General features: G+C 67.7%; 14 protein-coding genes and 1 pseudogene. 13 read left to right on the forward strand and 2 right to left on the reverse strand.

What is annotated here, in order from left to right; translation table 11 throughout:
- The first annotated feature begins 37 nt into the window (after window positions 1-37).
- The 8 genes and pseudogenes from rplK to LVQ62_RS07050 all read left to right on the forward strand — a co-directional run bounded on the left by rplK (window position 38) and on the right by LVQ62_RS07050 (window position 12,679).
- Window positions 38-472 carry a 50S ribosomal protein L11 gene (gene rplK / locus LVQ62_RS07015; RefSeq protein WP_233766906.1) on the forward strand — a complete coding sequence of 145 codons (435 nt, stop codon included), beginning with the start codon at window positions 38-40 and terminating at the stop codon, window positions 470-472.
- A gap of 104 nt (window positions 473-576) precedes the next feature.
- Window positions 577-1,295: pseudogene (gene rplA, locus LVQ62_RS07020) on the forward strand (50S ribosomal protein L1).
- A gap of 177 nt (window positions 1,296-1,472) precedes the next feature.
- On the forward strand, window positions 1,473-2,225 hold the full coding sequence (locus LVQ62_RS07025; RefSeq protein WP_233766911.1) for a hypothetical protein: 753 nt from the start codon (window positions 1,473-1,475) through the stop codon (window positions 2,223-2,225).
- 277 nt (window positions 2,226-2,502) lie between these two features.
- Entirely contained in the window at window positions 2,503-3,078 is a 576-nt protein-coding gene (gene rplJ, locus LVQ62_RS07030; protein WP_233766913.1) for a 50S ribosomal protein L10, read from the forward strand.
- Window positions 3,079-3,162: 84 nt separating this feature from the next.
- The gene (rplL, locus tag LVQ62_RS07035; RefSeq protein WP_179482644.1) at window positions 3,163-3,546 is read left to right on the forward strand and encodes a 50S ribosomal protein L7/L12; all 384 of its coding nucleotides are present in this window, start codon (window positions 3,163-3,165) and stop codon (window positions 3,544-3,546) included.
- 297 nt (window positions 3,547-3,843) lie between these two features.
- Window positions 3,844-4,539 (forward strand): trypsin-like serine protease, encoded by a 696-nt coding sequence (locus LVQ62_RS07040; protein ID WP_370639681.1) that lies wholly within the window; start codon window positions 3,844-3,846, stop codon window positions 4,537-4,539.
- A gap of 648 nt (window positions 4,540-5,187) precedes the next feature.
- Window positions 5,188-8,682, forward strand: a complete 3,495-nt coding sequence (gene rpoB / locus LVQ62_RS07045; RefSeq protein WP_208053175.1) for a DNA-directed RNA polymerase subunit beta — start codon at window positions 5,188-5,190, stop codon at window positions 8,680-8,682.
- A gap of 97 nt (window positions 8,683-8,779) precedes the next feature.
- Entirely contained in the window at window positions 8,780-12,679 is a 3,900-nt protein-coding gene (locus LVQ62_RS07050) for a DNA-directed RNA polymerase subunit beta' (RefSeq protein WP_233766916.1), read from the forward strand.
- Window positions 12,680-13,042: 363 nt separating this feature from the next.
- Here the strand turns inward: LVQ62_RS07050 and LVQ62_RS07055 are convergent, their stop codons facing one another.
- Entirely contained in the window at window positions 13,043-15,208 is a 2,166-nt protein-coding gene (locus LVQ62_RS07055; protein WP_233766925.1) for a hypothetical protein, read from the reverse strand.
- A gap of 515 nt (window positions 15,209-15,723) precedes the next feature.
- Between LVQ62_RS07055 and LVQ62_RS07060 the strand changes: the two genes are divergently transcribed.
- A complete protein-coding gene (locus LVQ62_RS07060) occupies window positions 15,724-16,473 on the forward strand; it encodes a glycosyltransferase family 2 protein (protein ID WP_233766927.1) in 750 nt (249 codons plus the stop codon).
- Here LVQ62_RS07060 and LVQ62_RS07065 read toward each other — a convergent pair.
- A complete protein-coding gene (locus LVQ62_RS07065; protein ID WP_233766930.1) occupies window positions 16,446-16,955 on the reverse strand; it encodes a GtrA family protein in 510 nt (169 codons plus the stop codon). The two genes, LVQ62_RS07060 and LVQ62_RS07065, sit on opposite strands and share 28 nt — an antisense overlap.
- Before the next feature lie 111 nt (window positions 16,956-17,066).
- Here LVQ62_RS07065 and LVQ62_RS07070 point away from each other — a divergent pair, with 111 nt between their 5' ends.
- From LVQ62_RS07070 to fusA, 4 genes are all read left to right on the forward strand, one after another.
- Complete coding sequence (locus LVQ62_RS07070) at window positions 17,067-19,205, forward strand: hypothetical protein (RefSeq protein WP_233766932.1); 2,139 nt, start codon at window positions 17,067-17,069, stop codon at window positions 19,203-19,205.
- A gap of 390 nt (window positions 19,206-19,595) precedes the next feature.
- Window positions 19,596-19,970 (forward strand): 30S ribosomal protein S12, encoded by a 375-nt coding sequence (gene rpsL, locus LVQ62_RS07075; protein WP_179482630.1) that lies wholly within the window; start codon window positions 19,596-19,598, stop codon window positions 19,968-19,970.
- Complete coding sequence (gene rpsG / locus LVQ62_RS07080; RefSeq protein WP_179482628.1) at window positions 19,970-20,440, forward strand: 30S ribosomal protein S7; 471 nt, start codon at window positions 19,970-19,972, stop codon at window positions 20,438-20,440. Before rpsL ends, rpsG begins: the two co-directional genes overlap by 1 nt.
- 90 nt (window positions 20,441-20,530) lie before the next feature.
- Window positions 20,531-22,636, forward strand: coding sequence for an elongation factor G (fusA, locus tag LVQ62_RS07085; protein WP_304504477.1), 2,106 nt, complete (start codon window positions 20,531-20,533; stop codon window positions 22,634-22,636).
- Window positions 22,637-22,761: the final 125 nt, after the last annotated feature.

Consider the following 22,761-nt stretch of genomic DNA (forward strand, 5'->3'; position numbering starts at 1 on the left):
ACGGCGTGGGCCCATCACCAGGAGAAGGAAGTTCAGCATGCCCCCCAAGTCCAAGAAGGTCTCCGGCTTCATCAAGCTGCAGATCCAGGCCGGCGCCGCCACCCCCGCACCCCCGGTGGGTCCCGCGCTCGGTCAGCACGGCGTCAACATCATGGAGTTCGTCAAGGCCTACAACGCCGCGACGGAAGCCCAGCGCGGCAATGTGATCCCGGTCGAGATCACGGTCTTCGAGGACCGGTCCTTCACCTTCATCACCAAGACCCCGCCGGCCGCCGAGCTGATCAAGAAGGCCGCCGGCGTCGCCAAGGGCTCCGGTGAGCCGCACAAGACCAAGGTCGCCAAGCTGTCCAAGGCTCAGGTGCGCGAGATCGCCGAGCAGAAGATGAGCGACCTGAACGCGCACGACATCGATCAGGCGTCGAAGATCATCGCCGGCACCGCTCGTTCGATGGGCATCGACACCGAGGCCTGATCGACTCTGCGCCGGCGGGCATCCCGTCCGCCGGCGTCCTGTGGCAGGGCCGGCTTCGGCCCGAGGACCACGACTCCATCGCACCACCCACAAGGAGCAGCAGCATGAAGCGCAGCAAGTCCTACCGCGCCGCCGTCGAGAAGATCGACGCCGACGCGCTCTACGCGCCCCTCGAGGCCGTCCGCCTCGCCAAGGAGACCTCGACCACCAAGTACGACGCCACGGTCGAGGTCGCCTTCCGTCTCAGCGTGGACCCCCGCAAGGCCGACCAGATGGTCCGCGGCACGGTCAACCTGCCGCACGGCACCGGCAAGACCGCCCGCGTGCTGGTCTTCGCCAACGGTGACCGCGCCGCAGCCGCCGAGGCCGCCGGCGCCGACTATGTCGGGTCCGATGAGCTCCTCGAGCGCGTCGCCGGCGGCTGGACCGACTTCGACGCCGTCGTCGCGACGCCGGACCTGATGGGCAAGGTCGGCCGTCTGGGCAAGGTCCTCGGCCCGCGTGGCCTGATGCCGAACCCGAAGACCGGCACGGTGACGATGGACGTCGCCAAGGCCGTCACCGAGATCAAGGGCGGCAAGATCGAGTTCCGCGTCGACAAGCACGCGAACCTGCACTTCATCATCGGCAAGACGTCCTTCGACGACAAGCTGCTTGTGGAGAACTACGGCGCCGCCCTCGAGGAGATCCTGCGACTCAGCCGGCCTCCTCCAAGGGCCGTTACATCAGCAAGGCGACGATGTCGACGACGATGGGTGCCGGCATCCCGCTGGACTCCTCCCGCACCCGCAACCTGCTGGAAGAGGCCACGGCCGACGCCTGATCGATCGACGTGCGACGCGCCCCTCACCCCCTCGGGTGGGGGGCGCTTCGTCGTCCGCGCCCCGAACTCCAGGGAACCTGTCTAGGTTGACGGGCGTCGTACCGACACACGCCGTCACGAGGGGAACCCATGAATACTCCGCGCACTTCGACCCATCGACCGCGCACAGCCGCCGCAGTGGCTGTACTGGCCGCCGGCTCCATCTTCGTCGTGGGCTGCAGCTCCAGCGGTGGCTCGCCGGGTGTCACCTCGAGCAGCGGCAGCACGAGCGCCACGTCCGGCGGGTCCAGCACGAGCTCCAGCAACAGCTCGACCTCGAGTTCCGCACCGTCCAGCAGCGCGGCAGCGTCGTCGTCGTACACCACGGGCCAGAAGATCGGCGCGGGCACGCTGCAGAACCGGATCAAGGCGGCCATCGTCAAGGCCGGCGGCACCTACTCCTCCACGACGACGTCCAGCGTCCTGACCTCGACATCGCAGTCGAAGATCACCGGCGCCCGCACGGATGCGACCGTGCACGAGGTCATCCGGGGCAAGAAGGTGACGGTCATCATCGTCGACGGGGTGGCCTACATCTCCGGGACGGGCCTCGGCGCCAAGCCCTACCTGAAGGTCACCAGGAACAGCACGGGCACCCTGGCAGAGAGCTTCAAACCGCTGCTCAACCTGGCAGGCGGCGGAAGCTTGAGCAATGCTGAGCAGTGGACGGTGGCGTCGTCATCCGCCAGCGGCACCACCCTGACCGCATCGCCCGCCGCGGGCACGAACGTCACCGACACGCTCGATGCGAAAGGACTGCCCGTCTCGACGGTGACCAAGGCCGCCACGGGTACCTCGACCATCAAGTACTACGACTTCGGCAAGCCGGTGACCATCACGGTGCCGCCGGCCTCCCAGGTCGCGGACATCAGCGGCGTGCAGTCCACCTGATCGGTGCGCCGGAGGACCGATTTGGTCCTCCGGCCGCGCCGCTCCTAGACTGAGCGCACCAAAGACCGCCGGTTGCAGGCTCACCCGAGCCCGCCGAAGGTCCCGCCTTTCCAGGTAGGGCAACCAGCGCAGGTGAGCAAGAGGCAGATCCGACCATCGCGTCGGATCGGATGACGCGTGAAGGCGCTGTCGACATGAGCCCCGCGCCACTGCGCCGGGGCTCTTCTTCGTATGCGGGCCCATCACGCCGACGGCCACACCATCGAAGGAGGTCCGCATGGCGAAAGCTGACAAGGCTGCTGCCATCGCCGAACTGACGGAGAAGTTCCGTCAGTCCGATGCGGCCGTTCTCACGGAGTACCGCGGCCTGACCGTGGCGCAGCTCTCGCAGCTGCGCAGCTCACTGCGTGAGCACGCGACCTATGTCGTGGTGAAGAACACGCTGACCATGCGTGCTGCTGCCGACGCGGGCGTCACCGCCTTCGACGGCCAGCTGCAGGGACCGTCCGCGATCGCCTTCGTCACCGGTGAACCGGTCGAGGCGGCCAAGGGCCTGCGTGATTTCGCCAAGGCCAATCCGCTGCTCGTGATCAAGGGTGGTGTCCTCGACGGGAACACCCTCACGGCGGCTGACATCGACAAGCTCGCGGCTCTCGAGTCGCGAGAGACCCTGCTCGCCAAGTTCGCCGGAGCGATGAACGCATCGCTCAGTGGTGCGGCTGCGCTCTTCCAGGCGCCGCTGTCCCAGACGGCGCGCGTGGTCGAGGCGCTGCGCGCCAAGACCGAGCAGGAGGGTCCGGCCACTACGCCGGCACCCGAGACCGACGTCGCCGAGGGTGGCGACGAGAGCTGACATCCCTGCATCCGCAGGACGTCGGCAATCCACCAGTACATCCGCCACTCACGGCAGCAGTACCAACAGAAAGGACGCCACCTCATGGCGAAGCTCAGCACTGACGAGCTCCTTGACGCGTTCAAGGAAATGACCCTCATCGAGCTCTCCGAGTTCGTGAAGCAGTTCGAAGACACCTTCAACGTGACCGCGGCCGCCCCGGTGGCCGTCGCCGCCGCCGGTGCCGGTGGCGCCGCCCCCGAGGCCGAGGCCGAGCAGGACGAGTTCGACGTCGTCCTGACCGCCGCGGGCGACAAGAAGATCCAGGTCATCAAGGAGGTGCGCGCCCTCACCTCCCTCGGCCTGAAGGAGGCCAAGGACCTCGTGGACGGCGCCCCCAAGGCCGTCCTGGAGAAGGTCGACAAGGCTGCGGCCGACAAGGCCAAGGAGCAGCTCGAGGGCGCCGGCGCGACCGTCGAGCTCAAGTGATCACCCGGGTGTGACGGGGCGTTCGCGCCCAGCCACGCCCACCCGCGCGTACTGCGCGTGAGCGGCGGGATCGACCTACGGGTCGGTCCCGCCGTTCGTCGTTTTCCAGGGAGGATCGCGCACGTTACCGGCCGGTAAGGCCGAAGTAAATTGTCTCTCCGGGCTTCGAATATTGCTTGTCGATCTTGTGCGTCTGGTGTGTGCTCATCCGCACGGACGCTCCAGACCGGGCGTCCGCGTCACGCACGCAACACACATGTCACGCAACGCCGACCCTCACGATGGGACACGTAACGCATGAGCAACGCACGCACAGCCTTTCGCACGGTGAGCGGGCTCGCCGCCACCCTGGCGCTCGCCGCGGTCGCCGCAGGACCCGCGCACGCGAGCACCCCCGCCGCGCACGCCCAGCCGCACATCATCGGCGGAACGCAGGCCAGCTCTCCCTACATCGCCCAACTGGTCTTCCAACAGGGCAGCGGCACCTACGGCTGCACCGGTGAGGCCATCTCGGCCGACTGGGTGCTCACCGCCCAGCATTGCATCGACGGCACCAGCTCGATGAACGTCTACTTCAGCAACGACACCTCCAACCCGGGCCCGGCGATCGCGGCCGACGGCTTCGAGGCTTCGCCGGACGGGGATGTGGCGCTCGTCCACCTGTCGCGCTCGGCCTCGATCGGGAGCTACGCGCCGCTCGCGAACTCCTACAGCCCGCCTCCGGCGACTCGGGCACCATCTACGGCTACGGCCTGCGCGCCGGCGGCGGACAGCCGGACTACCTCTACAAGGCCGACGTCAACGTGCTCGGCTCCAGCACCGACGCCTACGGGGGACGGGCCGTGCACGTGCAGGGTCAGGACGGCGCGTCCAACCACGGCGACTCCGGCGGCCCCCTCTTCGTCGGCGGCGTGGTCGTCGGGGTGTGCTCGACCGGTGACACCGCCGACCCGGGCTCGGACATCCACGCGACGTCCAACTACGCGAACCTGACCGACAGCCGGGGATGGATCTCCAGCACGGCCGGCGTGTGACGGCCTGATCGACCGGTGGCAGGGCCGGCCCGGGAGATCACCCGGGCCGGTCCTCGCCCGTTCCGCCCAGCCTCCGTTCCCCCGTCCTGGCGGGCGTGCGTGCTCGCTGGTCCCGCCGTCCTCGTTGTGCTGAGCGTGCCCGTCATGGGCGGCCCGCGAAGATTTCTGGCGCGTGGTCCTTGACCCGGAAGTCTTCAGGGTGCACTCTCGGTGCTGCAAACCACGCAAGCGCGTCGGGACCGAGCGCCGCGATCACCAGCCAGTGCACGTACGCGCGGCCGGGGGATTCGCAGGCTGGCCGGTCCGGGTGCGTTTGACCGAAGACCGGTGACCGGTCCGAGGCGGTCGAAGCCTGGTGGCGGGTGGACAGCCCATGCCTTCAGGTGTAGTGTTGTGCTTTGCGCTGCCCTCCATCAGCCAATCCTCACTGTCCACGGCACTCACTTCGTGCGTCCTCATCGGCCCGGTCGGCTACTACCGCCGCGGTGAAGACACTTGATTTGCAGAGCCGGTGTCGCGCTGTCCGCGACCAGGACGACAGGGTCGGATGCCGGTTGGGAACGCGTGACCGAACCGCCCGCCCGTCAGGCCTGTGGAAGGACTCTCCTTGGCTGCCTCGCGCACTGCGACATCGAAACTCACTACGGCGAAGACGGCATCGGGCCGCCTCTCGTTCGCGAAGATTCGCGAACCGCTGGAAATGCCCGATCTGTTGGCTCCCCAGACGGAGAGCTTCGACTGGCTGCTCGGCAACGAGCGCTGGCAAGAGCGGGTCGCCGCGGCGAAGGCCGCCGGTAAGGCCGAGGTCAACGACCGCTCGGGTCTGGAGGACATCTTCGAGGAGATCTCTCCGATCGAGGACTTTGCCGAGACCATGAGCCTGTCGTTCCGCGACCACCGGTTCGAAGAGGTCAAGTACTCCATCGAGGAGTGCCGCGAGCGCGACATGACCTACGCCGCGCCGCTCTTCGTCACCGCGGAGTTCATGAACAACACCACCGGTGAGATCAAGAGCCAGACCGTCTTCATGGGCGATTTCCCGCTCATGACCGGCCGCGGCACCTTCATCATCAACGGCACCGAGCGCGTCGTCGTCTCTCAGCTGGTGCGTAGCCCCGGCGTGTACTTCGAGCGCAACCTGGACAAGACCTCCGACAAGGACGTCTACACCGCGAAGATCATCCCCAGCCGCGGTGCCTGGCTCGAGTTCGAGATCGACAAGCGCGACCAGGTCGGCGTCCGCGTCGACCGCAAGCGCAAGCAGTCGGTCACGGTCCTGTTGAAGGCCCTCGGCTGGAGCGAGGCCCAGATCCTGGAGACCTTCGGCCAGTACGACTCCATGCGGGGGACGCTGGAGAAGGACCACACCACCACCCAGGACGAGGCCCTCCTGGACATCTACCGCAAGCTCCGCCCGGGCGAGCCGCCCACCCGCGAGGCTGCCCAGAACCTGCTGGACAACCTGTACTTCAACGGCAAGCGCTACGACCTGGCCAAGGTCGGCCGCTACAAGGTCGACAAGAAGCTCGGCCTCGATGTCGCGCTCAACACCTCCACGCTGTCGGTCGACGACATCGTCGCCACCATCAAGTACCTGGTCGCGCTGCACGCCGGCGAGACCGAGATGACCGGCACCCGTGAGGGCAACGAGGTCACGCTGCCCGTCGAGGTCGACGACATCGACCACTTCGGCAACCGTCGCCTGCGCAACGTCGGCGAGCTCATCCAGAACCAGGTCCGTACGGGCCTGTCGCGGATGGAGCGCGTCGTCCGCGAGCGGATGACCACCCAGGACGTCGAGGCGATCACCCCGCAGACCCTGATCAACATCCGCCCCGTGGTGGCCTCGATCAAGGAGTTCTTCGGGACCAGCCAGCTGAGCCAGTTCATGGACCAGAACAACCCGCTCGCCGGACTGACGCACAAGCGTCGACTGTCCGCGCTGGGCCCGGGTGGTCTGTCCCGTGACCGCGCCGGCATGGATGTGCGCGACGTGCACCCCAGCCACTACGGCCGGATGTGCCCGATCGAGACCCCTGAGGGCCCGAACATCGGCCTGATCGGCTCGCTCGCGTCGTACGGGCGGATCAACCCGTTCGGTTTCATCGAGACCCCGTACCGCAAGGTCACCGAGGGTCGGGTCACAGACGAGGTCGTCTACCTGTCCGCCGACGAGGAGGACAAGTTCGTCATCGCGCAGGCCAATGCGGCCCTGACCGATGACGGCACGTTCGCCGAGGAGCGCGTGCTCGGACGCACCAAGGGCGGCGAGGCCAGCGACGTACCGGCCGGCGAGGTCGACTACATGGACGTGTCCGCACGCCAGATGGTCTCCGCGTCCACCGCGCTGATCCCGTTCCTGGAGCACGACGACGCCAACCGCGCCCTGATGGGTGCGGCCATGCAGCGTCAGGCCGTGCCGCTGGTCCGCTCCGAGGCGCCGCTGGTCGGCACCGGCATGGAGTACCGCGCGGCACTGGACTCCGGTGACGTGGTCCGCGCAGAGAAGGCGGGCGTCGTTCAGGCGGTCTCTGCTGATCTGGTGAACGTCATGAACGACGACGGCACCTACTCGACGTACAAGATCGCGAAGTTCACCCGGTCCAACGCGGGCACCTGCTACAACCAGCGCGTCGTGGTCACCGAGGGTGACCGTCTCGAGGCCGGTGGCGTCATCGCCGACGGTCCCGCGACCGACGGCGGCGAGATGGCTCTCGGGAAGAACCTGCTCGTGGCGTTCATGCCCTGGGAGGGTTACAACTTCGAGGACGCGATCATCCTCAGCCAGCGTCTCGTGCAGGACGACGTGCTCTCCTCGATCCACATCGAGGAGCACGAGATTGATGCCCGCGACACCAAGCTGGGCCCGGAGGAGATCACCCGCGACATCCCCAACGTCGCCGAGGAGGTCCTCGCCGACCTGGACGAGCGCGGCATCATCCGCATCGGTGCCGAGGTCCGCGACGGCGACCTGCTGGTCGGCAAGGTCACGCCCAAGGGCGAGACCGAGCTGACCCCGGAGGAGCGCCTTTTGCGTGCCATCTTCGGTGAGAAGGCGCGTGAGGTCCGTGACACGTCGATGAAGGTCCCGCACGGCGAGACCGGCACGATCATCGGCGTCAAGGTGTTCGACCGCGAGGAGGGTGACGAGCTGCCCCCGGGTGTGAACCAGCTGGTGCGCATCTACGTCGCCAACAAGCGCAAGATCACCGACGGCGACAAGCTCGCCGGCCGACACGGCAACAAGGGCGTCATCGCCAAGATCCTGCCCGTCGAGGACATGCCGTTCCTGGAGGACGGCACCCCGGTCGACGTCGTGCTCAACCCGCACGGTGTCCCGCGCCGGATGAACCTCGGGCAGATCCTGGAGTTGCACCTGGGCTGGGCCGCCAGCCGTGGATGGGACATCGCCGAGAACACCGGCGACACCTCGTTCAAGTCCGAGATCGCCGCCGACGCGCACCAGGCCCCGCCCGGTTCCCGTGTGGCGACCCCGGTCTTCGACGGTGCGTCCGAGGGCGTCATCACCGGACTGCTCGACTCCACCCGTCCCACCAGGGACGGCAAGCGCCTCATCGGCGCGTCGGGCAAGACCCAGCTGTTCGACGGTCGCTCCGGTGAGCCGTTCCCCGAGCCCGTCTCGGTCGGCTACATGTACATCCTGAAGCTGCACCACCTGGTGGACGACAAGATCCACGCCCGTTCCACCGGTCCGTACTCGATGATCACCCAGCAGCCGCTCGGTGGTAAGGCGCAGTTCGGTGGTCAGCGGTTCGGTGAGATGGAGGTCTGGGCACTGGAGGCCTACGGCGCGGCGTACGCGCTGCAGGAGCTGCTCACCATTAAGTCCGACGACGTGATCGGCCGGGTGAAGGTCTACGAGGCCATCGTCAAGGGCGAGAACATCCCGGAGCCGGGCATCCCGGAGTCGTTCAAGGTGCTCATCAAGGAGATGCAGTCGCTGTGTCTCAACGTCGAGGTCCTGAGCAGCGATGGTCAGATCATCGACCTGCGTGACTCCGACCAGGAGGTCTTCCGCGCAGCGGAGGAGCTCGGCATCGATCTGTCGCGGCGCGAGCCTAGCAGCGTCGAAGAAGTGTGATCGCCACCCGTACGGCGGCGTGCGCAAGCCGCCGCCGTACGGGGATCGCTCTTCATCTCCTGACTAGCTAGAAACAAACGAAAGAAGGACAGCAACTGTGCTGGACGTCAACTTCTTCGACGAGATCCGCATCGGTCTCGCAACTGCCGAGGACATTCGCCAGTGGAGCCACGGCGAGGTCAAGAAGCCCGAGACCATCAACTACCGCACCCTGAAGCCGGAGAAGGACGGACTCTTCTGCGAGAAGATCTTCGGTCCGACCCGTGACTGGGAATGCTACTGCGGCAAGTACAAGCGGGTGCGCTTCAAGGGCATCATCTGCGAGCGCTGCGGTGTCGAGGTCACTCGCTCCGCCGTACGCCGTGAGCGGATGGGCCACATCGAGCTCGCCGCCCCCGTGACGCACATCTGGTACTTCAAGGGTGTCCCGAGCCGCCTCGGCTACCTGCTCGACCTGGCTCCGAAGGACCTGGAGAAGGTCATCTACTTCGCCGCCTACATGATCACCTCGGTGGACGTGGACCAGCGGCACGCCGACCTGCCCTCCTTGGAGGCGCAGATCGAGGTGGAGAAGAAGGAGCTGGAGAACCGTCGCGACAACGACGTGAACACCCGCGCCGCCAAGCTCGAGTCCGACCTGGCCGAGCTGGAGAAGGAGGGCGCCAAGGCTGACGCCCGCCGCAAGGTGCGCGAGTCCGCCGAGCGCGAGATGAACCAGATCCGCAAGCGCTCGGACGCTCAGATCGAGCGCCTGACGCAGGTCTGGGACCGCTTCAAGAACCTCAAGGTCCAGGACCTCGAGGGCGATGAGGTCCTCTACCGCGAGATGCGGACCCGTTTCGGTCTGTACTTCGAGGGCGGCATGGGCGCCCAGGCGCTGCAGAAGCGCCTGGAGACCTTCGACCTCGTCGCCGAGGCCGAGTCGCTGCGCGAGACGATCGCGACCGGCAAGGGCCAGCGCAAGACGCGCGCCCTGAAGCGGCTGCGGGTCGTCATGGCGTTCATCCAGACCAAGAACAGCCCTGTCGGCATGGTCCTGGACTGCGTCCCGGTGATCCCGCCGGACCTGCGCCCGATGGTGCAGCTGGACGGTGGCCGCTTCGCGACCTCCGACCTGAACGACCTCTACCGTCGCGTCATCAACCGCAACAACCGCCTCAAGCGTCTGCTCGACCTCGGTGCGCCCGAGATCATCGTGAACAACGAGAAGCGGATGCTGCAGGAGGCCGTCGACAGCCTCTTCGACAACGGCCGTCGTGGTCGCCCGGTCACGGGCCCCGGCAACCGTCCGCTGAAGTCGCTGTCCGACATGCTGAAGGGCAAGCAGGGACGCTTCCGTCAGAACCTGCTGGGCAAGCGCGTCGACTACTCCGGCCGTTCGGTCATCGTGGTCGGTCCGCAGCTGAAGCTGCACCAGTGCGGTCTGCCCAAGCAGATGGCGCTGGAGCTGTTCAAGCCGTTCGTGATGAAGCGTCTGGTCGACCTGGACCACGCGCAGAACATCAAGTCCGCCAAGCGGATGGTCGAGCGTGCGCGTCCGGTCGTCTGGGACGTCCTCGAAGAGGTCATCACCGAGCACCCGGTGCTGTTGAACCGTGCGCCCACCCTGCACCGCCTCGGCATCCAGGCCTTCGAGCCGCAGCTGGTCGAGGGCAAGGCCGTGCAGATCCACCCGTTGGTCTGCACCGCGTTCAATGCCGACTTCGACGGTGACCAGATGGCGGTCCACGTGCCGCTGTCCACCGAGGCGCAGGCCGAGGCCCGCATCCTCATGCTGTCGAGCAACAACGTGCTGAAGCCGTCCGACGGCCGTCCCGTCACCATGCCCAGCCAGGACATGATCACCGGCATCTTCTTCCTCACCTCCGGTGACGGACAGGTGACCGTCGGTGAGGGCGACCAGGAGCAGCTGCGTTCCTTCGGCACCCCCGCCGAGGCGCGGATGGCGCTGGACCGTGGCGAGATCAAGCTCGGCTCGACGGTCCGGATCCGGCTCACGGACCAGGTGCCGCCGACCGGACACGCGCTGCCCGAAGGCGCAGTCGCCGACGACCTCGGTCGCATCTCCAGCCTCACGCTGGAGACGACCCTCGGTCGGGTGCTCTTCAACGAGACGCTGCCCGAGGACTACCCCTTCCTCAACACCGCCATCGACAAGAAGGCGTTGTCGACGGTCGTGAACGACCTGGCCGAGCGTTACCCCAAGGCTCAGGTCGCCGCGTCCCTGGACGCGCTGAAGGAAGCCGGTTTCTACTGGGCCACCCGGTCCGGTTGCACCGTGGCCATCTCCGATGTCCAGACCCCCGGTCGCAAGCTGGAGATCCTGAGCGGTTACGAGGGCAAGGCCGCCAAGGTGCAGGGCCAGTACGAGCGTGGCCTGATCACCGACGACGAGCGCCGTCAGGAGCTCATCGAGATCTGGACCCAGGCCACCAACGAGGTCGCTGCAGAGATGCAGTCCAACTTCGACCCGAACAACCCCATCTTCCGGATGGTGTCCTCGGGTGCCGGTGGTAACTGGCACCAGGTCCGGCAGATCGCCGGTGCGCGTGGCCTGATGGCCAACCCGAAGGGCGAGATCATTCCGCGCCCGATCAAGTCCAATTTCCGTGAAGGCCTGTCCGTGCTGGAGTTCTTCATCTCCACGCACGGTGCCCGCAAGGGTCTGGCCGACACCGCGCTGCGTACCGCCGACTCCGGGTACCTCACCCGTCGTCTGGTGGACGTCAGCCAGGACGTGATCATCCGCGAGGACGACTGCGGCACCGACCGTGGCCTGACCCTGCCGGTGGCACAGCGTGCCGCCGACGGTTCGCTGACCGAGCACGACGACGTGGAGACCTCGGTCTACGCGCGGACGCTCGCCACGGACGTCGAGTCCGGCGGGGAGGTGCTGGCAGCTGCCGGCTCCGACCTCGGTGACGTCAACCTGGACCGGCTGCTCGCGGCCGGCGTGGAGAACGTCAAGGTCCGCTCGGTGCTCACGTGTGAGTCCCGGGTCGGCACCTGCGCCAAGTGCTACGGGCGGTCGCTCGCGACCGGCAAGCTGGTCGACATCGGTGAGGCGGTCGGCATCATCGCCGCGCAGTCCATCGGTGAGCCGGGCACCCAGCTGACGATGCGCACGTTCCACACCGGTGGCGCCGCGGGTGACGACATCACCCAGGGTCTGCCCCGCGTCGTGGAGCTGTTCGAGGCGCGTACGCCGAAGGGTGTCGCCCCGATCGCCGAGGCCGCAGGCCGCGTGCAGATCGAGGAGACCGACAAGGCACGTCGCATCCTGCTGACCCCGGACGACGGCTCGGAAGAGCACGCCTACCCGGTCAGCAAGCGTGCGCGGGTGCTGGTCTCCGACGGTGACCACGTCGAGGTCGGCGCGCTGCTCGTGCAGGGCGCCATCGACCCCAAGCAGGTGCTGCGCATCCTCGGCCCCCGTGCGGTGCAGAAGCACCTCGTGGACGAGGTGCAGAGCGTCTACCGCCAGCAGGGTGTCTCGATCCACGACAAGCACATCGAGGTCATCGTGCGGCAGATGCTGCGCCGGATCACGATCATCGAGGCCGGCGACACCGACCTGCTGCCCGGTGAGCTGGCCGAGCGCGGCCGGTTCGAGGACAGCTCGCGGCGCACCGTCGCCGAGGGCGGCCGTCCGGCATCGGGTCGTCCCGACCTGCTGGGCATCACCAAGGCATCGCTCGCGACCGACTCGTGGCTCTCGGCGGCCTCCTTCCAGGAGACCACCCGGGTGCTCACCGAGGCGGCCATGCACGCCAAGAGCGACCCGCTGCTGGGGCTGAAGGAGAACGTCATCCTCGGCAAGCTCATCCCCGCCGGCACCGGCCTGACGCGTTACCGCAACGTGAAGGTCGAGCCGACCGAGGAGGCCAAGGCGGCGCTGTACGCCCTGCCGGACTACCAGAGCTACGACTACCCGTCCTTCGGGCCGGGGTCGGGCGAGGCCGTCCGCCTGGACGACGCGTCGCTCGGGCTCGACTGACCGACGTAGCAGAAGCGCGCCCCACGGACCGAGAGGTTCGTGGGGCGCGCTTCGTTCGTGAGGTTCAGCGCGGGCGAGGGGTGGGTCGTCGGCGGTGCGGTCACTTTCCTACGCCGGCGCACGTCGCCCGGGTGGGTTATCGGCGCTGTGGTCACTTTCCTGCGCGAGGCAAGCCGGGAGCGGCAGCCGGAACGAGCGGCTCCTTTCCAGGCGCCGCAGACATGACCCGACCGTGCAACCGGCCCACCGAGGTGGGTTGACGGTCGTGCGGTCACTTTCCCACCTGCGCCCTATCGGCGCAGGTGGGTGCCAGTCCTTCTTCCCACGTCGGTGCCGGTGTTCGAGGAACCCGCAGATCAGCGGTCAGCTGGGGCGGTTCAGCTGCCACGCGCTCGCGCCGGAGTCGCGGAAGCGCAGGGTGGCGTAGGGCGCCAGGGTCTTCGCGTGCTTCATGGTGTTCTCCTCGTAGACCCAGCGCACCCCCTTGTCCCACAGCTGACGTGCGGCGGCCGCGGTCGGGTGGGTGTAGAAGCCGTCGTTCAACTGCAGCAGTTGCGGATGCCAGTAGTCGATGGTCACCGAGTCGCGTCCGTGTGGAGCGAGCCGGGTGGCGGTGTTGGTCGCGGTCCAGCCCTCGATCAGAGCCTGCCGCTGGGAGAACGCCGTGACGAGCCAGCGGCGGGTGTCGCAGTGGTACGGGGCGCTCTGACGGGTGCAGTGCCGGTTGGTCATCACCAGGTCCTCGACGCCGGAGTGGTCGCGGATGTAGACGGCGGCGGCGATCTGGGCGTTCGAGCTGGCCCCGGCCTCACTGAGTTTGATGTGCTGGTGAGCTGAGGGCTCTTTGACGTTCGAGAGGTACTGGCCGTAGACCACCGGTCCGGACAGGACGACAGCCCCGGCAGCGGCGCTGAGGCCGATGCGCGCGCCGTACCGACGATCGGTGTCACGGGTCGCGATCACCGCGATCACGCCGGCCGCCACGAGGATGACGAGGCCGATCAGCACCGATTCCTCCAACCGCCGGAAGGTGTGTGTCCGAAGCGGTCCGAGCACCAGCGTCGGCAGCAGCACGAACGCCACGGCGCCCAGGCCGGCGAAGCCGAGCAGCAAGGCCCGCCCTCGCACGCTCAACGTCCGCAGCACCCGGTCCGCCCCGATCGCCGTGGCGATGGCGGCGAGCGGGAGGGCGGTCAGCAGGAAGTACCCCTGGCTCTTGCCGGGGTGGGAGAACAACCCGGTCGCGGCGGCTCCCGCGATCGAGGCCCCGAGGAGCACCCAGATGACCGGGTCGCGCCGGTCCTCCCGGCGCCACAGCGCGGCGAATCCCAGCAACGCAGGTCCGAGCCCGATGAGGATGGTGATCGCGGAGAGGGCGCGCTGTTGGAAGTACGTCGGTGCGCCGCCGAGCTCACCCGCGAGCCGGGTCTGCTTGGCGGATTCGGTCACCCCCAGCATCAGGCCGGACGCGGACCCGTGGAAGACGATGGCGAGCGTGGCCACCAGCGCCACCCCCATCATCAGCAGGTCGACCACGAGATGCGGCACCAGACGTCGGCGCCAGATCAGCGTCGCGAGCAGCGCCAGACCCAGCCCGGCGATGACGACCGGTGCGGTCGACCCCTTCGTGCCGGTGGCGATAACGGTGAGGATCGGCACCATCACGATCGCGCCGCGTAGAGCCTCTCTCCGCCACCGCATGGCGAGGATCGCGATCAACGCCATCAGGGTCGGGATCCCCAGGCCAAGCGTGGGGGACTGCGGGGTGATCATCGGATTGATCGCCAGCGTCCGCACCGGCGCGGTCACACCCGCGAGTGACGCCAGAGCGACCGCCCCGAGGGCGATGCCGGCGCTGCGGGTCAGTCGCAGGCAGAGGGCCGCGACGCAGGTCACCGAGACGATGGGCATGATCGCCGGCAGGAAGCGCATCAGCACCTCGTCCAGCGGCACACCGGTCGAGGCGGTGACCTGCGCGATCCACGCGTGCGCGAACCACTGGTAGCCGAGCGCCTCACCGATGACCGTCGGCCAGGCGGCCGGGCCGCGTTCGAGCAGCTCGGAGGACAACGCCAGGTGCAGGTAGGTGTCGACGTGCGGCTGACCCACTCCGGTGGCCCAGCGCGGCTGGTTCACGCGGAAGTACGCAACCAGCATCGGGAACGTGGACGCGGACAGCGCCGCGATACCGCCGCCGAGCCACCACGGCAGCGGCGACCAGCGTGCCGACATGATCCGGCGCCGCGTCACGGGGACAGCGAGCAGGAGCGCCGCGACCAGCAGCGGGAGCACCAGCGCGATCCACCGCTGGTGGCTGTACCCGGCGATCGTCTGGGTCGGCACGACGATCGCGATGCCCATCGCGAACCCCATGGCCAGGTCCTCGAGCAGCCAGCCGTCACGAGGGCGGACACACCGCCACAGCAGCACACCGGGCAGCAGTTGGGTCACGGCCACGCCGAGAACGGCGCGCACGATGTACGACACGGACAGGCCGTCGACGCCGGCGTACGTCAGATACAGGGCCAACACGGCCAGGAGAACCCAGTAACCGCCTGCGCTGCGTGCGAAGCGGCGCGGCGGCGGACGGCAGGTAGGGTCTGGGTCGCGTGCACGGCGATACGGTAGCTGCAGGTTCTGCAAGGTTCGTTCAGGTTCGTTCAGCTACGGTGCGACACGTAGGGAGGCCGGACGAGCCGGCCCCACTCGATGGGAAGGACGCGGTGACGCGGCAGGACGACGCGGCGGTGCATGGCGGCGTGCCGGGCAGCCGTCGGTCTCGCTATTTCCAGACCCGGCTAGCACCCCACTCTTCACGGACGCGTCCTTCGATGTGGGCTTTGCCTTCAATCTGCTCGGGCTACTTCGCGACCACCGCTCCTCGCCCGGCATGCGGGTGGAGCTGGTCAGGCCCCGCTCCATGCTCTTGACCATGACATCCCCCGGCTCCCCCTCTCGTCCTTGGTGGCGTGGTACCTGGCGGCGCCGGCCAAATCTTTTGCCGGTCAGATGCTCGTGATCACCGGCCGATCGAAGGAGTGAACATGCCCGACCGTCTCTCGCTCACGGTGGTGCTGCCCACCTACAACGAGAAGGACAGCATCGCCGCCTGCATCACGGCGTTCGAAGCCATGGCAGAGGTCGACGAGGTGCTCGTCGTCAACAACAACGCGGCCGCCGGCACCTCCGAGGAGGTCGCGAAGACCGGCGCCCGGGAAGTTCACGAGAGCCGCCAGGGCTACGGTGCCGCGATCCAGCGGGGGTTGCGCGAGGCGCGTACGGATCTGGTCGCTGTCTGCGAACCCGACGGCACCTTCGACCCCGCGGACCTGCGCAAGCTGCTCGCGTTCATGCCGGAGTGCGGCTTCGTGGTCGGCTCGCGCACGGTGGCCGAGTTCATCTGGGACGGCGCCAACATGGGCTGGTTCCTCAAGTGGGGCAACTGGGGCGTCGCCAAGTGGGTCGAGGTGCTCTACAACACCACCAGCCTCTCGGACGTGGGCTGCACGTTCCGGGTGATGACACGGGCCCACGCCGACCATCTGCTCAAGCACTCGACGCTCGACGGGTCGGCGTACGGCTTGGAGATGCTGCTCCTCACCGCCAAGAGCAGCACGAAGATGGTGCAGGTCCCGGTCAACTATCACCCACGGGTGGGGGAGTCCTCGGTCACCGGGGAGCTGCGCAAGACCATTCCGCTCGGCATGGAGATGTTCACCATGACTGCGCGCAAGCGCTTCACGTATCCCAAGAAGGAGCCGCGCGGTCAGGCCTCATCGTCCTCGTCTTCGTAGGCGGCAGTGAACGGTTCGCCGTTGCGCGAGACGAAGACGTGGTGCTTGTAGGCCCAGAAGCGGAAGACCGTGGCGAGTATCAATCCGATCCCGTTGCCGCTGATGTTGTCTGCCAGCTGCGAGTCGTAGCCGAGCAGGTAGTGCGAGATGGCCAGACACGCGGCGGCGATCGCGATCCCGACGGCCGACACCACTGCGAAGAGCAGGAACTCGTGGTGCATCCGGTCCCGGCGGGTATGACGGAAGGTCCAGTAGCGATTGCCGAGCCACGCCACGATGACCCCGGCGATGCTGGAGATGACCTTCGCGGAGATGGGGTAGTCGTGCAGCGGGCCGGGGCCCTCGATACGCAGCAGGTTGAACCCGCCGACGTCGGCGATGAAGCCGACGAAGCCGACCACGCCGAAGCGGAACGCTTGACGCAGCCCGCTGCCGTTGTGCGCCGCCGGTGAGGGGCGGACGGTCGCCTCATGGGTGGACATCGATGACTTCCGACGGTGGGTGACTGAGCGGGGACGACAGTACCAACGGGTTCCTGATGCCCTTCTCAGCCGCCAGGCCGGACCGTCGAACGGTGGCCGTACCCTGACCCGGTGACCCGGCGCTGGCTGATCGTGTGCGTGCTGGTGCTCGCATCCGGTCTGGGCGGGGTGCTCCTGACCTCGGTGCTCACCCACCGTCCCGCGTTGCAGCAGATCTCCCAACCGGGTCCGATCGTGGTCGTGCGGGTGCCGCAGCTGGATTGGAACTCCACCTCGACCACGGCGAACCCCACCCTGTACTCCCTGGCCCGCAAGGGCGCGGTCGGCGCGATGCTCACGCGGGATCTGTCCGGGCACAGCTGCACCGGTGACGCGTGGCTCACCCTCTCCGCCGGCACCCGCACGGCGGTCGGCGCCGTGGTGAAGGAGACCCTTCCCGGTGCCGCGGTCGGGCAGTGTCCGCGCGTGCCCACCGCCACCCTCACGAGTGCGAGCACCGGGTACTTCCCGCAGTGGTCGCAGTGGCGCAAGACCGCGCTGTCCCGGACCCCCAAGGCGGACATCGGGCGACTGGCCTCCACGGCGGCGGCGGCCCATCAGTGCGTCACCGCTGTGGGCGCCGGCGCCAGCCTCGGGGCGGCGGACCGTCAGGGGAAGGTCGCGCACTACGTACCCCGCGTCTCGCAGGCCGACTTCACGTCGTGCCCGATCACGCTGGTCAGCCTCACCACCGGTGACGACTCCGCCCTGCGTCAGGTCGTCTCCAAGGTCCCGGCCGACGCGACGCTCGTGGTGGCCTCGCTCGCGGACGACGCCTCCCGGGAGCATCTGCGCTCCGTCGTCATCACCGGGCCCGGCGTGCCGCACGGTCGCCTGACATCGCTGAACACCCGCCAGATCGGGATGATCGGCACCGTCGACCTGACCGCGCTGATCCTGCACCGGTTCGGAAGCGCGGCGCCCACCCTTCCCGAGGCCAGGGTCCCCTCGGTCGAGCCGTCCAGCAGCGCGTACGGCCCGGTCACCCTGGCGCGCGACCTCGGCCAGGAGCTGGCGGTCCAGCACTCCGTGTTGCGCACCTTCTTCCCGAGAGCCCTGATCATCGGAGCGGTGATCGTCGCGCTGGGCGTGCTCCTGTGGCGCCTGGGGGTATGGCGGACGCGGCGGGCCGAGCGTTCTACGGCGTCGCATCCCTTCCTGCGGGCCGGCATCGGGGTCACCGCCGGTGCGCTGGCGTCGCTGCCTGCGGCGACGTTCCTGATCGGGGTGCTGCCCTGGTACCGCACGGGCCATCCCGGCGTCGCGCTCACCGCCGGCGTCCTGCTGATCGCGGTCGCCATCTCGGTGATCGCGTGGGCCGGGCCCTGGCGGCGGCACCCGATCGGCCCGCTTCTGGTGATCCTGGTGGTCACCGGCTACACCGTCCTCGACGACGCCATGCACGGTTCCCGGCTGCAGCTCACCTCGATGATGGGTCTGCAACCGTTGTACGGCGGGCGCTACTACGGGATGGGCAACGTCGGGTACGCGATGCTCGCGACGAGCGCACTGCTCATCGCGGCCCTCTTGGCCGATGCCCTGATCAGGGCCGGCCGTCGCGACCTGGCGACCGCGACCGTGGTGCTCGTCGCGGTGCCGGCGATCCTCGTCGACGGTTCTCCCGCATGGGGCGCCGATGCCGGCGGCCCGGTGGCCATGATCCCGGCGTTCGCCTATCTCGCTCTGAACGCCGCCGGGTTGCGGGTGACGTGGCAACGGGTGGCGATGATCGGCGGGTCGACCGCGCTGGTGGTGGGGGGACTGGCGGTCCTGGACTATCTGCGGCCGCCGAAGTACCGGACCCACCTCGGTGACTTCGTCGCGGGACTGCGCCACCACGGTCAGGCGGGGACCCTCGGCAGGATCGGCAAGCTCAACGCGCAGATGCTGACGTCGTCGCCGCTCACCCTCTTCGTGCCGCTCCTGCTCGTGCTCGCCGTCGTGGTGCTCGTGGCCCCGAGTCGACGCTTCAGCCGCCCCATAGCCCGGCTGTGGTCGCAGATCCCCTTCCTCGGCAACGGGCTCGCCGCCGCCGTGATCTGCTGGGTCATCGGCTTCTTCGCCAATGATTCCGGCACCGGCATCCCGCCGATCGGCATGCTGATCGCTGCTCCGTTGCTCGTGGTGCTCGCGACCATCCCCTCCCGGCAGCGGCATGAACGACCGGCCTCCGGGCACGCGGCGGACCTGCGCCCGGCTCCCGAGGGATAGGGCGTCGAACGCGCACCGGATGCCCGTGCGCGCGGCCACGGAGTGGATTTGGAGCGGTATCACCGGCCCGGTACGCTTAAGGACTGTGCGTGGCTCTGCCCTGCGCTCGAACGACCGGCATGGCGCGGTGCACGGGAACAAACACGTGCGTTTCCGCGCTGAAGAGGATGTTCGTAGCGCATCAGGCCACGACACACGCCCTCGCCGGGCAGCCTGACCGGATCGTGTCATTCGACACGGGACGTCAGGAAGTGCGGGGGAGGGCTCCGGCGTACGCCAGGCCGACACACCCGAGTGCGGGGGTCGGTAGGGGTGGCGCCGGCAATCCAAGGAATCGTCCGGGCAGCAGCCCGGGCGAACGACGAGACACGAACAGACGGAGTCAACAGGTTGCCTACCATCAACCAGCTCGTCCGTAAGGGTCGGCAGGACAAGGCCACGAAGGTCTCCACGCCGGCGCTGAAGGGCAGCCCCCAGCGGCGCGGTGTGTGCACCCGCGTCTACACCACGACCCCCAAGAAGCCGAACTCGGCGCTGCGCAAGGTGGCCCGCGTGAAGCTGACCTCGGGCATCGAGGTCACCGCCTACATCCCCGGCGTCGGCCACAACCTGCAGGAGCACTCGATCGTGCTCGTCCGCGGCGGTCGCGTGAAGGACCTGCCCGGCGTGCGGTACAAGATCGTCCGCGGCTCGCTGGACACCCAGGGTGTCCGCAGCCGCCAGCAGGCTCGTTCCAAGTACGGCGCGAAGAGGGAGAAGAAGTAATGCCACGTAAGGGTCCCGCCCCGAAGCGCCCCCTCGTCATCGACCCGGTCTACGGGTCGCCGCTGGTCACCCAGCTGATCAACAAGATCCTGCTGGACGGCAAGAAGTCCGTCGCCGAGCGCATCGTCTACGGCGCCCTCGAGGGCACCCGCGACAAGACCGGCACCGACCCGGTCGTCACGCTGAAGCGCGCGCTGGAGAACGTCAAGCCCAGCCTCGAGGTCAAGAGCCGCCGTGTCGGTGGCGCGACCTACCAGGTGCCGATCGAGGTCAAGCCCGGCCGGGCGACGACCCTGTCGCTGCGCTGGCTGGTCGGCTACTCCCGGCAGCGCCGCGAGAAGACGATGACCGAGCGACTGATGAACGAGATCCTCGACGCGAGCAACGGCCTGGGTGCCGCGGTCAAGCGCCGCGAGGACACCCACAAGATGGCCGAGTCCAACCGGGCCTTCGCGCACTACCGCTGGTGATCCACGGCTGACCCGTGTGGTCGCCGGCCAGAACGGCGACCACACGGGAGCCGCACCACAACATTCGACGAGCGGATAAGGAACCACACCGTGGCACAGCAGGAAGTGCTGACCGACCTGAAGAAGGTCCGCAACATCGGCATCATGGCCCACATCGATGCCGGCAAGACCACGACCACCGAGCGCATCCTCTTCTACACCGGTATCAACTACAAGATCGGTGAGGTCCACGACGGCGCGGCCACGATGGACTGGATGGAGCAGGAGCAGGAGCGCGGCATCACGATCACGTCCGCCGCGACGACCTGTTTCTGGAAAGACAACCAGATCAACATCATCGACACCCCCGGGCACGTCGACTTCACCGTCGAGGTGGAGCGCTCGCTGCGCGTGCTGGACGGCGCCGTGGCCGTGTTCGACGGCAAGGAAGGCGTCGAGCCCCAGTCCGAGACCGTCTGGCGTCAGGCCGACAAGTACAAGGTCCCGCGCATCTGCTTCGTCAACAAGATGGACAAGATGGGCGCCGACTTCTACTACACGGTGCAGACCATCGTGGACCGTCTCGGTGCGACGCCGCTGGTCATCCAGCTGCCCATCGGCAGCGAGTCCGACTTCATCGGCGTCGTCGACCTGGTCCGCATGAAGTCCCTCGTGTGGCGCGGTGAGACCAAGCTGGGCGAGGACTACGAGGTCGAGGAGATCCCGGCCGAGCTGCAGGACAAGGCCGACGAGTACCGCACCCACCTGGTGGAGCGCGTCGCCGAGTCCGACGACGCCCTCATGGAGAAGTACCTGGGCGGCGAGGAGCTGACCGAGGCGGAGCTGAAGGCAGGCATCCGTGCGATCACCATCGCCGGCGAGGTCAACCCGGTGCTCTGCGGCACGGCGTTCAAGAACAAGGGCGTGCAGCCCATGCTCGACGCCGTCGTGGACTACCTGCCCAACCCGCTCGACGTCCCCCCGATGATCGGCCACAAGCCGGGCGACGAGGAGTCCGAGATCGTCCGCAAGCCGAACACCGAGGAGCCCTTCTCGGCGTTGGCGTTCAAGGTCGCGACCCACCCGTTCTTCGGGACGCTGACCTACGTGCGCGTCTACTCCGGCCGGATGTCCACCGGTGGCCAGGTCATGAACACGACCAAGGGCCGCAAGGAGCGCGTCGGGAAGCTCTTCCAGATGCACTCCAACAAGGAGAACCCGGTCGAGACTGCCTCCGCGGGTCACATCTACGCATTCATCGGGCTGAAGGACACCACCACCGGTGACACCCTGTCCGACGTGAGCAACCAGGTCGTCCTGGAGTCGATGACCTTCCCGGAGCCCGTCATCTCGGTGGCCATCGAGCCGAAGACGAAGGGCGACCAGGAGAAGCTGGGCACCGCGATCCAGAAGCTGGCACAGGAGGACCCGACCTTCCAGGTCGAGCAGGACGAGGAGACCGGCCAGACCATCATCAAGGGCATGGGCGAGCTTCACCTCGACATCCTGGTCGACCGCATGAAGCGGGAGTTCCACGTCGAGGCGAACGTCGGCAAGCCCCAGGTGGCCTACCGGGAGACCATCCGCCGCAAGGTGGAGAAGCTGGACTACATCCACAAGAAGCAGACCGGTGGGTCCGGTCAGTTCGCGAAGGTCCAGGTCACCATCGAGCCCCTGGACACCGCCGAGGGCGAGCTCTACGAGTTCGACAACGCGGTGACCGGTGGTCGCATCCCGCGGGAGTACATCCCGTCGGTGGACCAGGGCATGCAGGAGGCCATGCAGCTCGGCGTCCTCGCCGGCTACCCGCTGGTGGGCATCAAGGCCACTCTGCTGGACGGCGCCTACCACGACGTCGACTCCTCGGAGATGGCGTTCAAGATCGCCGGATCCATGGTGCTGAAGGAAGCGGTCCGTCGGGCCGACCCCGCACTGCTGGAGCCGATGATGGCGGTCGAGGTCCGCACCCCGGAGGACTACATGGGTGACGTGATCGGCGATCTCAACTCCCGCCGTGGCCAGATCCAGGCCATGGAGGACATCAGCGGGGCCAAGATCGTGCGAGCGGTCGTGCCCCTGTCCGAGATGTTCGGGTACGTTGGCGACCTGCGGTCCAAGACCCAGGGTCGAGCCAACTACACGATGCAGTTCGACTCGTACGCCGAGGTTCCCAAGAACGTGGCGGAAGAGATCATCAAGAAGATCCGGGGCGAATGAGCTTCCCCCGTCGCGTCGTCTGCTCTGCAGGCGACGGGCGGGACGCTCAGGGACGGCATACGTCGTCTTCCCAAAGCAACACGAAACCATCAGGACGCCCCGGCGTCAGAGCAATAGTTTTTGAA

This window comes from Allobranchiibius sp. GilTou73, from assembly GCF_021391335.1.
GTDB classification, from domain to species: Bacteria; Actinomycetota; Actinomycetes; order Actinomycetales; family Dermatophilaceae; genus Allobranchiibius; species Allobranchiibius huperziae.